We start from the raw sequence: 12,388 nt of genomic DNA, 5'->3' as shown, positions 1-12,388 counted from the left end.
CGTTGACGATCAGGAGAAAGCAGTGATCCAGCAGGAGTCGCGACTGCGGGTCGCCGACAACACTGGTGCCAAGGAAATCCTTTGCATCCGTGTTCTCGGTGGTTCCGGTCGCCGCTACGCCGGTATCGGGGACGTCATCGTCGCCACCGTCAAGGACGCGATCCCCGGTGGCTCGGTGAAGAAGGGTGACGTCGTCAAGTGCGTCATCGTTCGGACCGTCAAGGAGCGTCGTCGTCCGGATGGCTCGTACATCCGCTTCGACGAGAACGCCGCGGTCGTTCTCAAGAACACCGATGGTGACCCCCGTGGCACCCGCATCTTCGGCCCGGTGGGCCGCGAGCTGCGTGACAAGAAGTTCATGAAGATCATCTCGCTGGCGCCGGAGGTGCTCTAACCCATGGCAAACAGCATGAAGATCAAGAAGGGTGACCTGGTCCAGGTCATCACCGGCAAGGACCGCGGCAAGCAGGGCAAGGTCATTCAGGCCATCCCCGCTACCAACAAGGTCCTGGTCGAGGGTGTCAACCGGGTCAAGAAGCACACCAAGCCGGGTCCGGGTACTCAGGGTGGCATCATCACCGTCGAGGCCCCGGTTCACGTCTCCAACGTCCAGCTGGTCGTGGAGAAGGACGGCAAGAAGGTCGTCACCCGCGTTGGCTACCGCTTCGATGACGAGGGCAACAAGATCCGCGTTGCCAAGCGAACCGGTGAGGACATCTGATGTCTGAGACGACTGTTGAGAAGGTGACCCCCCGCCTCAAGGAGCGTTACAACTCCGAGATCAAGGGGCAGCTCCTGGAGGAGTTCTCGTTCGAGAACGTCATGCTGATCCCCGGCCTGGTCAAGGTCGTGGTCAACATGGGTGTGGGCGAGGCCGCCCGCGACTCCAAGCTGATCGAGGGCGCGATCCGCGACCTCACCGCCATCACCGGCCAGAAGCCGGCGGTGACGAAGGCTCGTAAGTCCATCGCGCAGTTCAAGCTGCGTGAGGGCCAGCCGATCGGCACCCACGTCACCCTTCGCGGTGACCGCATGTGGGAGTTCCTGGACCGTCTGGTGTCGCTGGCTCTGCCGCGTATCCGCGACTTCCGTGGCCTCTCCCCGAAGCAGTTCGACGGCCGTGGCAACTACACCTTCGGTCTGACCGAGCAGGTCATGTTCCACGAGATCGACCAGGACAAGGTCGACCGTCAGCGCGGTATGGACATCACCGTCGTGACCACCGCCCAGACCGACGACGAGGGCCGGGCGCTCCTGCGCGCTCTGGGCTTCCCGTTCAAGGAGGCGTAACACCATGGCGAAGAAGTCCCTTATCGCGAAGGCCGAGCGCAAGCCGAAGTTCGCTGTCCGCGGTTACACCCGCTGCCAGCGCTGCGGCCGCCCGCACTCGGTGTACCGCAAGTTCGGCCTCTGCCGTGTCTGCCTCCGTGAGATGGCGCACCGCGGCGAGCTGCCGGGCGTGACCAAGAGCTCCTGGTAACCCAGGCTCTAGGTTCCCTGCGAATCAGCAGGTGTGCCCGACCCCACGTGCCCCATTTTTGGGGTCCCGTACGGAATCCCGTAAGGTAGTGGGGTCGGGCCCCCTGTCGCGGCAGCCAGAGCTGTCCGCGACCCTCCTATGAGGGCTCGCACCCAGTCTTACTAACGCCGCAGGTCCCCTGCGTCTGTGCCCCTGCCCGCACTCCTCGTGAGTGCGGTGGGGGGACCTGGCGCGGAGAAACCACGGCGAGAGAGGCCTGAGGCCATCATGACCATGACCGACCCCATCGCAGACATGCTCACGCGTCTGCGTAACGCGAACTCGGCGTACCACGACACCGTGGCGATGCCGGCTAGCAAGATCAAGGCGCACGTCGCCGAGATCCTGCAGCAGGAGGGGTACATCTCCTCCTGGAAGGTTGAGGAGCCGGTTGAGGGCGAGGTCGGCAAGAAGCTGACCATCGACCTCAAGTTCGGCCCCAACCGTGAGCGCTCCATCGCCGGCATCAAGCGCATCAGCAAGCCGGGTCTGCGCGTTTACGCAAAGTCCACCAACCTGCCGAAGGTTCTCGGCGGCCTGGGCGTGGCGATCATCTCCACGTCCTCCGGCCTCCTGACCGACAAGCAGGCCGCCAAGAAGGGCGTAGGCGGAGAAGTTCTCGCCTACGTCTGGTAATTCGGGAACAGGAGGTACAGCAATGTCGCGCATTGGACGGCTGCCCATCCCGGTTCCCGCCGGCGTGGACGTCACCATCGATGGCCAGGCAGTCTCGGTGAAGGGCCCCAAGGGCTCCCTCACCCACGTTGTCGCCGCGCCGATCGAGATCGGCAAGGGCGAGGACGGCACACTGCTCGTCACCCGCCCCAACGACGAGCGTCTGTCGAAGGCCCTTCACGGCCTTTCCCGCACGCTGGTGGCGAACATGATCACCGGTGTGACCGCGGGATACCGCAAGTCGCTGGAGATCAGCGGTGTTGGTTACCGAGTCGCAGCGAAGGGCTCCTCCATGGAGTTCCAGCTCGGCTACAGCCACCCGATCCTGATCGAGGCCCCGGAGGGCATCTCCTTCGTGGTCGAGTCGCCCACCAAGTTCCACGTGGACGGGATCGACAAGCAGCTGGTCGGCGAGGTTTCGGCCAAGATCCGCAAGCTGCGTAAGCCCGACCCGTACAAGGCCAAGGGCGTCAAGTACGCGGGCGAGGTTATCCGCCGCAAGGTCGGAAAGAGCGGTAAGTAAGCCATGAGTCTTTCTGTGAAGATCGGCAAGGGCAACGGCTACAAGAACGCTGCCCGCAAGCGCCGCGCCATCCGCGTTCGCAAGCGCGTCACCGGCACCGAGGCTCGTCCTCGTCTGGTCGTGACCCGCTCGAACCGCCACATGGTCGCCCAGGTCATCGACGACGCCAAGGGTCACACCCTCGCGTCGGCGTCCACCCTCGACGTGTCCATCCGTGGCAACGAGGGCGACAAGACCGAGCTGGCCAAGAAGGTCGGAGCCCTGGTCGCCGAGCGCGCCAAGGCCGCCGGCATCGAGTCGGTCGTCTTCGACCGCGCGGGCAACCGTTACGCGGGGCGCATCGCCGCCCTGGCGGACGCTGCCCGTGAGGCCGGGCTCGACTTCTAAGCCGCTCGTCGGCTCAGTCGACGGACGTAATCGAGAGAGGTAATTCCAATGGCTGGACCCCAGCGCCGCGGTAGCGGCGCCGGCGGCGGCACCGGCGGTGGCGGCGAGCGACGTGATCGTAAGCGCGACGACCGGGGCAACGCCCCCGCCGTCGAGAAGACTGCTTACGTTGAGCGCGTGGTCGCGATCAACCGTGTTGCCAAGGTTGTCAAGGGTGGTCGTCGTTTCAGCTTCACCGCGCTGGTCGTGGTGGGCGACGGTGACGGCACCGTAGGTGTTGGCTACGGGAAGGCGAAGGAGGTTCCGGCCGCCATCGCCAAGGGTGTTGAGGAGGCCAAGAAGAACTTCTTCAAGGTCCCCCGTATCCAGGGCACCATCCCGCACCCGATCCAGGGCGAGAAGGCCGCTGGCGTCGTGCTCCTGAAGCCGGCTTCCCCCGGTACCGGCGTTATCGCCGGTGGCCCGGTGCGTGCCGTTCTGGAGTGCGCCGGCGTTCACGACATCCTGTCGAAGTCGCTCGGCTCGGACAACGCGATCAACATCGTGCACGCCACCGTGGCTGCTCTGAAGGGCCTCGTGCGCCCCGAGGAGATCGCGGCCCGCCGTGGCCTGCCGCTGGAGGACGTGGCCCCCGCTGCTCTGCTCCGCGCTCGCGCGGCCGGGACCGCGGCGGTGAGTGCCTGATGGCTCGCCTGAAGGTCACTCAGACCAAGTCGTACATCGGCAGCAAGCAGAACCACCGTGACACCCTGCGTTCGCTCGGCCTGAAGCGGCTGAACGACACCGTGGTGAAGGAGGACCGCCCGGAGATCCGCGGCATGGTCCAGACCGTTCGTCACCTCGTCACGGTTGAGGAGGTGGACTGAAATGGCAGACAACTCGCCGATCAAGATCCACAACCTGCGCCCGGCCCCCGGCGCCAAGACCGACAAGATCCGTGTCGGTCGTGGTGAGGGTTCCAAGGGTAAGACCGCAGGTCGTGGTACCAAGGGCACCAAGGCCCGCTACCAGGTTCCGCAGCGCTTCGAGGGTGGGCAGATGCCCCTCCACATGCGTCTGCCGAAGCTCAAGGGCTTCAAGAACCCGGCGCACAAGCAGTTCCAGGTCGTGAACCTGGAGAAGCTGGCCGAGCTTTACCCGCAGGGTGGCGAGGTCACCGTGGCCGATCTGATCGCGAAGGGCGCCGTTCGCAAGAACGAGCTCGTCAAGGTCCTCGGCACCGGCGACATCGCGGTTGCGCTGCAGGTGACGGTTGACGCCGTCTCCGGCTCCGCGATCGAGAAGATCACCGCCGCCGGCGGTACGGTCACCGAGCTCCTCTGAGCCAGTTGACATCCACGAACCCCGTATCTCCCTCCTGGGAGGTACGGGGTTCGTGCTTTCAGGGTGGCTTTTGTGGTTGAAAACGGGCATCCCGTCCCCCGTGCGTGGGGGAGGGGCCGCGCACGCTTCTTTCGGGTGGCCACACACTGTTAGAGTCCGTGGAGTTCCCTTGTAGGTTGCGCCCAGGCTTGCCTGGACCGTCCGGTTGACCGGACTCCTCGGGGGAGCCCGCACTCTCCACTCCCCATTCAGGACCGACCCTCCCGCCGACGACGTGCGGGAGGCGCAGGAGGCACCGTGCTCAGTGCGTTCGCGCGGGCGTTCCAGACGCCCGACCTGCGCAAGAAGCTGCTGTTCACGCTGGGCATCATGGTGCTGTTCCGGCTGGGCGCTCACATCCCCGTGCCGGGCGTCGACTTCGTCGCGGTGAACCAGTGTCTGAAGGCAGGCCCCAACGGCCTGTTCGGCCTGGTGAACCTCTTCAGCGGTGGCGCGCTACTGCAGCTGACGATCTTCGCGCTCGGCATCATGCCGTACATCACGGCCAGCATCATCCTCCAGCTCCTCACCGTCGTGATCCCGCGACTCGAGGCGCTGAAGAAGGAGGGCCAGTCCGGCCAGGCCAAGATCACCCAGTACACCCGCTACCTGACCATCGCGCTCGCCGTGCTCCAGGGCACCGGCATCGTCGCGACGGCCTCCAGCGGTGCGCTGTTCTCGGGCTGCGTCTACGCCAACCAGGTCGTGCCGGACCAGTCGGTCTTCCGGATCGCCACCATGGTGATCACGATGACGGCCGGTACCACGATGGTGATGTGGCTCGGTGAGCTGATCACCGACCGCGGCATCGGCAACGGCATGTCCATCCTGATCTTCACCTCGATCGCGTCGGGCTTCCCCGGCTCGATGTGGGCGATCAAGCTCTCGGGCACGATCGGCGACGGCTGGGTCGAGTTCTTCAGCGTCATCGCGATCGGCGTCATCGTGGTGGTCCTGGTCATCTTCGTCGAGCAGGCGCAGCGCCGGATCCCGGTCCAGTACGCGAAGCGCATGATCGGCCGCAAGGCGTTCGGCGGGACGTCGACCTACATCCCGCTGAAGGTCAACCAGGCCGGTGTGATCCCGGTCATCTTCGCCTCGTCGCTGCTGTACATCCCGGCGCTGGTCGCCCAGTTGACGAGCAGTGAGGCCGGCTGGGCCACCTGGATCAAGGCGAACTTCGTCCGCGGTGACCACCCGCTCTACATGGCCACGTACTTCGTGCTGATCGTGTTCTTCGCGTTCTTCTACGTCGCAATCTCCTTCAACCCCGAAGAAGTTGCCGACAACATGAAGAAGTATGGTGGGTTCATCCCGGGCATCCGGGCCGGCCGACCGACGGCCGAGTACCTTAACTACGTGCTTACCCGCATCACGTGGCCGGGGTCGCTCTACCTGGGCCTGATCGCGTTGATCCCGATGATCGCCCTGGTCGCCTTCAACGCGGACCAAAACTTCCCGTTCGGTGGCACCAGCGTGCTCATCGTCGTCGGTGTCGGACTCGAAACTGTGAAGCAGATCGAGAGCCAGCTCCAGCAGCGTAATTACGAAGGGTTCCTCCGCTGATGCGTATCGTCCTCGTCGGACCTCCCGGGGCAGGGAAGGGTACTCAGGCGCACGTCCTGGCCAAGACCCTGTCCATTCCCCACATCTCCACCGGAGACCTGTTCCGCGCCAACATCAGCCAGGGCACCCCGTTGGGGCTCGAGGCCAAGGCGTACATGGACGCGGGTCGACTGGTACCGGATGAGGTCACCATCGGGATGGCCAAGGACCGGATGTCGCAGCCCGACGCCGCCAACGGCTTCCTGCTGGACGGGTTCCCCCGGAACCTCGGTCAGGCCAAGGCCCTGGACGAGATCCTGGCCGAGTTCGGCATTGCCCTCGACGGCGTGCTGGACCTGGAGGTCCCCGAGGACGAGGTGGTCAAGCGGATCGCCGGCCGCAGGGTCTGTCGGGTCAACGGCGGCCACGTGTTCCACGTGGTCTACAGCCCGCCGAAGACCGAGGGCGTCTGCGACGAGTGCGGCGGCGAGCTGTACCAGCGCTCGGACGACACCGAGGAGAAGGTGCGGACGCGGCTGGAGGTCTACCACGCACGGGGGAGTCCCGGCCGTTCTGTCGTCGTACGGTGGTAACGGCAGCACGGCCCCCCGGCAAGGACCGGACGGGCATTCGACAGTGGAAGGCGTGGACCAGATGGTGGAGATCAAGACCCCCGAGCAGATCGCCAAGATGCGGGTGGCCGGACTGGTCGTCGCCGAGGCGCTGAAGGCGGCCCGCGAGGCCGTCCGTCCGGGTGTCACCACCCAGGAGCTCAACGACATCGCGGCGAAGGTGATCGCCGACCACGGCGCCACCTCCAACTTCCGCGCGGACCACGGCGGCCTGTGGTTCCCGGGTGTGATCTGCGCCTCCGTCAACAACGAGGTGGTGCACGGCATCCCGGGCGACCGGGTGCTGGTCGAGGGTGACGTCATCTCGATCGACTGCGGGGCGATCGTGGACGGCTGGCACGGCGACGCCGCGATCACCGTGGCGGTCGGCGAGGTCGCGCCCGAGGTGGAGATGCTCAGCCGGGTGACCGAGGGCTCGATGTGGGCCGGCATCGCCCAGATGAAGAAGAACAACCGCCTGGTCGAGGTCTCCAAGGCGATCGAGGGCTTCGTCCGCCGCCAGCCGCTGCCGCCCAAGGGCAAGTGGGGCATCACCGAGGGGTACGGCGGCCACGGCATCGGCACCGCGATGCACATGGAGCCGCACGTGCTGAACTACGTCGAGCGCGGCCGCGGCAAGGGCCCGAAGCTCGTCCCCGGCACCGTGCTGGCGATCGAGCCGATGGTCTCGCTGGGCACCCCGCACACCACGGTGCTGGAGGACGACTGGACGGTCGTCACCAACGACGGCACCTGGGCCTCGCACTGGGAGCACTCGGTGGCGATCACCGAGCAGGGCCCGCTGGTGCTGACCGCCTTCGACGGCGGCAAGGCCGAGCTGGCCAAGCTGGGCGTCGTCGCAGCGCCGGACCCCCTGGGTTAGTCGCTGACGGATCGTCAAGGGCTCGGTGGGTTTCGCCCACCGGGCCCTTTGTCCTATTTTTAGGAGCTGACAACTTCGAAGGGACAGCAAGTGCTCAAGGGATTCCGCGACTTCATGATGCGCGGCAACGTGATCGACATGGCGGTCGGTGTCGTCATCGGCTCGGCCTTCACCGCGGTGGTGACCGGCTTCGTCGCGGCCTTCCTCACCCCGCTGGTGGGTGTGGTGGTCGGCGCGGCCGGCGACTTCCGCTCGTACAGCTTCGAGCTGGTCGGGGTGACCTTCCCGTACGGCCAGTTCCTGAACGTGCTGATCGCGTTCCTGCTGACCGCTGCGGTGCTGTACTTCTGCGTGGTGCTGCCGGTCACCAAGGCGACCGCCCGGTACCTGCCGAAGAAGCCGAAGGCGCCGAAGCGTCCGTGCCCCGAGTGCCTGACCGAGATCCCCGAGGCCGCCCGGCGCTGCTCGGCCTGCACCGCGCACGTCGAACCACTGGTCAAGGTCGGCGTCTGAGCCGTTTTGGTCCGGGAGCAGGCGGTGGCGTACGATGGACCGTCGGCTCACTCGTAGCGTGCTTCAGCGCGCCCTCTACCCGGTTCGGGCAGGGGTGAACCCAGGTTCGCACGAGCGTGCCGCATACGGTAGCCGTCCCCGGAAGGTGGATCTCGCAGTTCATGGCAAAGAAGCAAGGCGCCATTGAGATCGAGGGCACCGTGATCGAGTCTCTTCCGAACGCCATGTTCAGGGTTGAGCTGCAGAACGGTCACAAGGTCCTCGCGCACATCAGCGGCAAGATGCGGATGCACTACATCCGTATCCTCCCGGACGACCGCGTGGTCGTTGAGCTCAGCCCGTACGACCTGACTCGCGGCCGGATCGTCTACCGGTACAAGTAAGCAACTGTCAGATCTAGACCCGGAGTACCTGAAGCATGAAGGTCAAGCCGAGCGTCAAGAAGATCTGCGACAAGTGCAAGGTGATCCGCCGTCACGGCCGGGTCATGGTGATCTGCGACAACCTGCGCCACAAGCAGCGCCAGGGCTGATCAGCTTCACCCAGCATTTCTCGTACGTCTTTGCGTGAGCACTGCTTCGCGCGACGCGAAAAAACGTCATAAGCGGGCTACCCGATCCGTCCCCAGGACGGACTGCCACCCCCGGTCAGAGGCCGGGGCTCCCACACCGAGAGGTGTCGGAGTAGGTAGCACGTCAGACCTCTGAAGAAAAACAGGAGCCTTGAATGGCACGCCTCGCAGGCGTTGATCTCCCGCGTGAGAAGCGCATCGAGATCGCCCTCACTTACGTCTACGGCATCGGTCGCACCCGCGCGCAGCTCGCGCTCGCGGAGACCGGCGTGAACCCGGACACCCGGGTTCGCGAAATCTCCGAGGACGACCTGGTCAAGCTCGGCCAGTACATCGACGCCAACTTCGAGGTCGAGGGTGACCTCCGCCGTGCGGTTGCCGCTGACATCCGCCGCAAGGTCGAGATCGGCTGCTACGAGGGTCTGCGTCACCGCCGGGGTCTCCCCGTCCGCGGCCAGCGCACCCACACCAACGCGCGTACCCGTAAGGGCCCGCGTCGCGCGATTGCCGGCAAGAAGAAGCCGGGCAAGAAGTAGTCCGCCCGTAACCGGACTTCCCTCCGGCCCGCGGGTTAGCGGACCGACCACCTCAGTAGGAGAACAGACTTATGCCCCCCAAGGGTCGTCAGGCTGCCGGCGCCAAGAAGGTGCGCCGCAAGGAGAAGAAGAACGTCGCTCACGGGCACGCCCACATCAAGAGCACGTTCAACAACACCATCGTTTCGATCACCGACCCCTCGGGCAACGTGATCTCCTGGGCCTCTGCCGGCCACGTCGGCTTCAAGGGCTCGCGCAAGTCCACTCCGTTCGCCGCGCAGATGGCCGCCGAGTCGGCTGCCCGTCGCGCGCAGGAGCACGGCATGCGCAAGGTCGACGTCTTCGTCAAGGGTCCGGGCTCCGGCCGCGAGACCGCGATCCGCTCGCTCCAGGCCACCGGCCTGGAGGTGGGTTCGATCCAGGACGTCACCCCCACCCCGCACAACGGCTGCCGTCCGCCGAAGCGCCGCCGCGTCTGACGCAGCGCCTTCGGGCAGTCTGAGTTTTTAAACCACGTGCGGGGTCCTGTTTCTGACGGGACCCCGTACGCTGGTTCTGTTCGGCATCAAATAGTGGGTGCCGAGTTCCAACTGGAGGATCTGAAAACATGCTGATCGCTCAGCGCCCCTCGCTGACCGAAGAGGTCGTCGACGAGTTCCGCTCGCGGTTCGTGATCGAGCCGCTCGAGCCGGGCTTCGGCTACACCCTCGGCAACTCGCTCCGCCGCACGCTCCTCTCCTCGATCCCCGGTGCCGCTGTCACCAGCATCCGGGTCGACGGTGTCCTGCACGAGTTCACCACCGTGCCGGGCGTCAAGGAGGACGTGACCGACCTCATCCTCAACATCAAGCAGCTGGTCGTCTCCTCGGAGCACGACGAGCCGGTCGTGATGTACCTGCGCAAGCAGGGTCCGGGTGTGGTCACCGCCGCCGACATCGCGCCCCCGGCCGGTGTCGAGTGCCACAACCCCGAGCTGGTCCTCGCCACGCTCAACGGCAAGGGCAAGCTGGAGATGGAGCTGACCGTCGAGCGCGGTCGCGGCTACGTCTCCGCCGTGCAGAACAAGGCTTCCGGCCAGGAGATCGGCCGTATCCCGGTCGACTCGATCTACAGCCCCGTGCTGAAGGTCACCTACAAGGTCGAGGCCACCCGTGTCGAGCAGCGGACCGACTTCGACAAGCTCATCGTCGACGTCGAGACCAAGCCCGCCATGCGCCCGCGTGACGCCATGGCGTCGGCCGGTAAGACCCTGGTGGAGCTGTTCGGTCTCGCCCGCGAGCTGAACATCGACGCCGAGGGCATCGACATGGGCCCGTCCCCGACGGACGCCGCCCTGGCCGCTGATCTCGCCCTGCCGATCGAGGAGCTCGAGCTCACCGTTCGGTCGTACAACTGCCTCAAGCGCGAGGGCATCCACACCGTGGGTGAGCTCGTCGCCCGCTCCGAGGCCGACCTGCTCGACATCCGCAACTTCGGTGCGAAGTCGATCGACGAGGTCAAGGCGAAGCTGGCCGGCATGGGCCTGGCGCTCAAGGACAGCCCGCCCGGGTTCGACCCGACCGCCGCCGCCGACGCCTTCGGCGCCGACGACCTGGACGACGCGGGTTACGCGGAGACCGAGCAGTACTAAGGATTTGGAGTCGGGGGCGGCCCCTGCGGACCGCCCCCGCTTCGATGCAAGAAAGCCGTACGGGCAACAGTGCCCGTACGCCCGTCCCGGTACCTGATACGGCCGGGTTCGGAGATTTGAGGAGCAATCATGCCCCGTCCCACGAAGGGTGCCCGCCTCGGCGGTGGCCCGCACCACGAGCCGCTGCTGCTCGCCGGCCTGTGCCGCGAGCTGTTCACCTACGGCCGCATCACCACGACCGAGGCCAAGGCCCGTCGGATGCGCCCGCTGGCCGAGCGCCTCATCACCAAGGCGAAGGTCGGCGACATCCACAACCGTCGCATCGTCCGCAAGACGATCACCGACGTCTCCGTGCTGCACACCCTCTTCACCGAGATTGCGCCGCGCTACGAGAACCGCCCGGGTGGCTACACCCGTATCACCAAGATCGGTCCCCGTCGTGGCGACAACGCCCCGATGGCCGTGATCGAGCTGGTCGAGGCGCTGACCGTCGCGCAGACCGCTGTCGGCGAGGCCGAGGGCGCCACCAAGCGCGCCGTCAAGGAGGCCGACGCCAAGGTCGAGGCCACCGAGACCGAGGTCGTCGCTGACGAGGTCGAGGCCGACAAGGCCTGACACCTTTAGGTGTTCGTTCGGGCCCGCTTCCCGCTCTCCTTTATTTCAAAAGGGGCTTGGGAGGCGGGCCCGTTCCTTTCTGTCTGGAGTAGATGTGCAGAACGACTGCGCCGAGCAGCCCCCGGTCAAGGACGGTCCGGCGGAGGGCCGGGTCCGGATCCGGCTCGACCTCGCCTACCAGGGCGCGGAGTTCGCCGGCTGGGCGCGGCAGCCGGGCCGGCGCACCGTCCAGGAGGAGCTGGAGAGCGCCCTCCAGGTGGTCACCCGCAGCGCCGAGCTGTTCCCGCTCACCGTGGCGGGCCGGACCGACGCCGGGGTGCACGCCCGGGGCCAGGTCGCGCACGTCGACCTGCCGGTCGAGCTGTGGGCCGCGCACCGCGAGAAGCTGCTCCGCCGGCTGGCCGGGCGGCTGCCCGCCGACATCCGGGTGTACCGGCTGACCGAGGCGCCGGCAGGCTTCGACGCGCGGTTCGCCGCGATCTGGCGCCGGTACGCGTACCGGGTCGCCGACCAGCAGGGCGGGGTGGACCCGCTGCTGCGGGGTCATGTGCTGTGGCACGACCGGCCGTTGGACGTCGAGAGGATGAACGAGGCGGCCAAGCTGCTGCTCGGCGAGCAGGACTTCGCCGCGTACTGCAAGAAGCGCGAGGGCGCGACCACCATCCGTACCCTGCTCGAACTGCGCTGGGACCGCGTCCCGGTGGACCCGTACGCGGCCCAGGAGGGCACCATGGCGGTCGCCACGGTGCGGGCGGACGCGTTCTGCCACAACATGGTGCGCGCGCTGGTGGGGGCCATGCTGCTGGTCGGCGACGGCCACCGGCCGGTGGAGTTCCCCGGTCAGGTGCTGGCGGGCCGGGTGCGGCACTCGGCGGTCAACGTGGTCCGGCCGTACGGGCTGACGCTGGAGGAGGTCGGCTACCCGGCCGACGACCGGCTCGCCGAGCGGAACCGCGTGTCGCGGCAACTCCGGTCGCTTCCGGGGCAGACATAAAGGGTTTTGGTCCGTAGCGACACG

20 protein-coding genes and 1 pseudogene are annotated in these 12,388 nt (G+C 66.5%); all 21 read left to right on the top strand.

Features of this window, described 5'->3' with window-relative positions:
• Nucleotides 1-22: 22 nt before the first annotated feature.
• The 21 genes and pseudogenes from rplN (at nt 23) to truA (ending at nt 12,364) form a co-directional block, all read left to right on the top strand.
• On the top strand, nt 23-394 hold the full coding sequence (gene rplN, locus ACXJMZ_RS05870) for a 50S ribosomal protein L14 (RefSeq protein ID WP_030263487.1): 372 nt from the start codon (nt 23-25) through the stop codon (nt 392-394).
• 15 nt (nt 395-409) lie between these two features.
• Entirely contained in the window at nt 410-721 is a 312-nt protein-coding gene (gene rplX, locus ACXJMZ_RS05865) for a 50S ribosomal protein L24 (RefSeq protein WP_057231325.1), read from the top strand.
• Nucleotides 721-1,290 (top strand): 50S ribosomal protein L5, encoded by a 570-nt coding sequence (rplE, locus tag ACXJMZ_RS05860; protein ID WP_057231323.1) that lies wholly within the window; start codon nt 721-723, stop codon nt 1,288-1,290. The genes rplX and rplE overlap by 1 nt, the downstream gene beginning before the upstream one ends.
• 4 nt (nt 1,291-1,294) lie before the next feature.
• Nucleotides 1,295-1,480: a type Z 30S ribosomal protein S14 gene (locus tag ACXJMZ_RS05855; protein WP_057231320.1), complete on the top strand. Its 186-nt coding sequence runs from the start codon at nt 1,295-1,297 to the stop codon at nt 1,478-1,480.
• Between the two features lie 267 nt (nt 1,481-1,747).
• Nucleotides 1,748-2,155 carry a 30S ribosomal protein S8 gene (gene rpsH / locus ACXJMZ_RS05850; protein WP_057231318.1) on the top strand — a complete coding sequence of 136 codons (408 nt, stop codon included), beginning with the start codon at nt 1,748-1,750 and terminating at the stop codon, nt 2,153-2,155.
• A 22-nt stretch (nt 2,156-2,177) separates the two neighbouring features.
• Entirely contained in the window at nt 2,178-2,717 is a 540-nt protein-coding gene (gene rplF, locus ACXJMZ_RS05845) for a 50S ribosomal protein L6 (RefSeq protein WP_057231316.1), read from the top strand.
• A 3-nt stretch (nt 2,718-2,720) separates the two neighbouring features.
• On the top strand, nt 2,721-3,104 hold the full coding sequence (rplR, locus tag ACXJMZ_RS05840; RefSeq protein WP_057231314.1) for a 50S ribosomal protein L18: 384 nt from the start codon (nt 2,721-2,723) through the stop codon (nt 3,102-3,104).
• Nucleotides 3,105-3,152: 48 nt separating this feature from the next.
• Nucleotides 3,153-3,788, top strand: coding sequence for a 30S ribosomal protein S5 (rpsE, locus tag ACXJMZ_RS05835; RefSeq protein WP_057231312.1), 636 nt, complete (start codon nt 3,153-3,155; stop codon nt 3,786-3,788).
• Complete coding sequence (rpmD, locus tag ACXJMZ_RS05830) at nt 3,788-3,970, top strand: 50S ribosomal protein L30 (RefSeq protein WP_057231310.1); 183 nt, start codon at nt 3,788-3,790, stop codon at nt 3,968-3,970. The genes rpsE and rpmD overlap by 1 nt, the downstream gene beginning before the upstream one ends.
• A 1-nt stretch (nt 3,971) precedes the next feature.
• Complete coding sequence (rplO, locus tag ACXJMZ_RS05825; RefSeq protein WP_057231308.1) at nt 3,972-4,427, top strand: 50S ribosomal protein L15; 456 nt, start codon at nt 3,972-3,974, stop codon at nt 4,425-4,427.
• A gap of 297 nt (nt 4,428-4,724) precedes the next feature.
• Nucleotides 4,725-6,032: a preprotein translocase subunit SecY gene (gene secY, locus ACXJMZ_RS05820; RefSeq protein ID WP_457028892.1), complete on the top strand. Its 1,308-nt coding sequence runs from the start codon at nt 4,725-4,727 to the stop codon at nt 6,030-6,032.
• Nucleotides 6,032-6,577, top strand: a pseudogene (locus ACXJMZ_RS05815) (adenylate kinase); the annotation flags it as partial. The gene secY and the pseudogene ACXJMZ_RS05815, both read left to right, overlap by 1 nt.
• A gap of 88 nt (nt 6,578-6,665) precedes the next feature.
• Nucleotides 6,666-7,505: a type I methionyl aminopeptidase gene (map, locus tag ACXJMZ_RS05810; protein WP_057232107.1), complete on the top strand. Its 840-nt coding sequence runs from the start codon at nt 6,666-6,668 to the stop codon at nt 7,503-7,505.
• A gap of 90 nt (nt 7,506-7,595) precedes the next feature.
• Nucleotides 7,596-8,018, top strand: coding sequence for a large conductance mechanosensitive channel protein MscL (gene mscL / locus ACXJMZ_RS05805; protein WP_057231302.1), 423 nt, complete (start codon nt 7,596-7,598; stop codon nt 8,016-8,018).
• Between the two features lie 161 nt (nt 8,019-8,179).
• Nucleotides 8,180-8,401 (top strand): translation initiation factor IF-1, encoded by a 222-nt coding sequence (gene infA, locus ACXJMZ_RS05800; protein ID WP_014047798.1) that lies wholly within the window; start codon nt 8,180-8,182, stop codon nt 8,399-8,401.
• A 35-nt stretch (nt 8,402-8,436) separates the two neighbouring features.
• Complete coding sequence (rpmJ, locus tag ACXJMZ_RS05795) at nt 8,437-8,550, top strand: 50S ribosomal protein L36 (RefSeq protein ID WP_003956441.1); 114 nt, start codon at nt 8,437-8,439, stop codon at nt 8,548-8,550.
• 194 nt (nt 8,551-8,744) lie between these two features.
• Nucleotides 8,745-9,125: a 30S ribosomal protein S13 gene (gene rpsM, locus ACXJMZ_RS05790; protein WP_057231300.1), complete on the top strand. Its 381-nt coding sequence runs from the start codon at nt 8,745-8,747 to the stop codon at nt 9,123-9,125.
• 71 nt (nt 9,126-9,196) lie between these two features.
• Complete coding sequence (gene rpsK, locus ACXJMZ_RS05785; RefSeq protein ID WP_057231298.1) at nt 9,197-9,604, top strand: 30S ribosomal protein S11; 408 nt, start codon at nt 9,197-9,199, stop codon at nt 9,602-9,604.
• Between the two features lie 128 nt (nt 9,605-9,732).
• Entirely contained in the window at nt 9,733-10,755 is a 1,023-nt protein-coding gene (locus ACXJMZ_RS05780) for a DNA-directed RNA polymerase subunit alpha (protein WP_441245653.1), read from the top strand.
• Between the two features lie 129 nt (nt 10,756-10,884).
• A complete protein-coding gene (rplQ, locus tag ACXJMZ_RS05775) occupies nt 10,885-11,370 on the top strand; it encodes a 50S ribosomal protein L17 (RefSeq protein WP_057231296.1) in 486 nt (161 codons plus the stop codon).
• 94 nt (nt 11,371-11,464) lie between these two features.
• Nucleotides 11,465-12,364: a tRNA pseudouridine(38-40) synthase TruA gene (truA, locus tag ACXJMZ_RS05770; protein ID WP_457028891.1), complete on the top strand. Its 900-nt coding sequence runs from the start codon at nt 11,465-11,467 to the stop codon at nt 12,362-12,364.
• The last annotated feature ends 24 nt before the right edge of the window (nt 12,365-12,388 follow it).

It is taken from the genome of Kitasatospora sp. P5_F3 (assembly GCF_054049135.1).
Note: the sequence above shows the minus strand (reverse complement) of the source record. Positions and strands in the feature narration are given on the sequence as shown.

Excerpts from the sequence above, each read along its gene's own strand:
- rplE (WP_057231323.1), top strand. The coding sequence starts at position 721 with ATGTCTGAGACGACTGTTGAGAAGGTGACCCCCCGCCTCAAGGAGCGT.
- ACXJMZ_RS05855 (WP_057231320.1), top strand. The coding sequence starts at position 1,295 with ATGGCGAAGAAGTCCCTTATCGCGAAGGCCGAGCGCAAGCCGAAGTTC.
- rpsM (WP_057231300.1), top strand. The coding sequence starts at position 8,745 with ATGGCACGCCTCGCAGGCGTTGATCTCCCGCGTGAGAAGCGCATCGAG.
- rplF (WP_057231316.1), top strand. The coding sequence starts at position 2,178 with ATGTCGCGCATTGGACGGCTGCCCATCCCGGTTCCCGCCGGCGTGGAC.
- rplO (WP_057231308.1), top strand. The coding sequence starts at position 3,972 with ATGGCAGACAACTCGCCGATCAAGATCCACAACCTGCGCCCGGCCCCC.
- rpmJ (WP_003956441.1), top strand. The coding sequence starts at position 8,437 with ATGAAGGTCAAGCCGAGCGTCAAGAAGATCTGCGACAAGTGCAAGGTG.
- rplQ (WP_057231296.1), top strand. The coding sequence starts at position 10,885 with ATGCCCCGTCCCACGAAGGGTGCCCGCCTCGGCGGTGGCCCGCACCAC.
- rpmD (WP_057231310.1), top strand. The coding sequence starts at position 3,788 with ATGGCTCGCCTGAAGGTCACTCAGACCAAGTCGTACATCGGCAGCAAG.
- rpsH (WP_057231318.1), top strand. The coding sequence starts at position 1,748 with ATGACCATGACCGACCCCATCGCAGACATGCTCACGCGTCTGCGTAAC.
- rpsE (WP_057231312.1), top strand. The coding sequence starts at position 3,153 with ATGGCTGGACCCCAGCGCCGCGGTAGCGGCGCCGGCGGCGGCACCGGC.
- rplR (WP_057231314.1), top strand. The coding sequence starts at position 2,721 with ATGAGTCTTTCTGTGAAGATCGGCAAGGGCAACGGCTACAAGAACGCT.
- infA (WP_014047798.1), top strand. The coding sequence starts at position 8,180 with ATGGCAAAGAAGCAAGGCGCCATTGAGATCGAGGGCACCGTGATCGAG.
- rplX (WP_057231325.1), top strand. The coding sequence starts at position 410 with ATGAAGATCAAGAAGGGTGACCTGGTCCAGGTCATCACCGGCAAGGAC.
- ACXJMZ_RS05780 (WP_441245653.1), top strand. The coding sequence starts at position 9,733 with ATGCTGATCGCTCAGCGCCCCTCGCTGACCGAAGAGGTCGTCGACGAG.
- rpsK (WP_057231298.1), top strand. The coding sequence starts at position 9,197 with ATGCCCCCCAAGGGTCGTCAGGCTGCCGGCGCCAAGAAGGTGCGCCGC.
- map (WP_057232107.1), top strand. The coding sequence starts at position 6,666 with ATGGTGGAGATCAAGACCCCCGAGCAGATCGCCAAGATGCGGGTGGCC.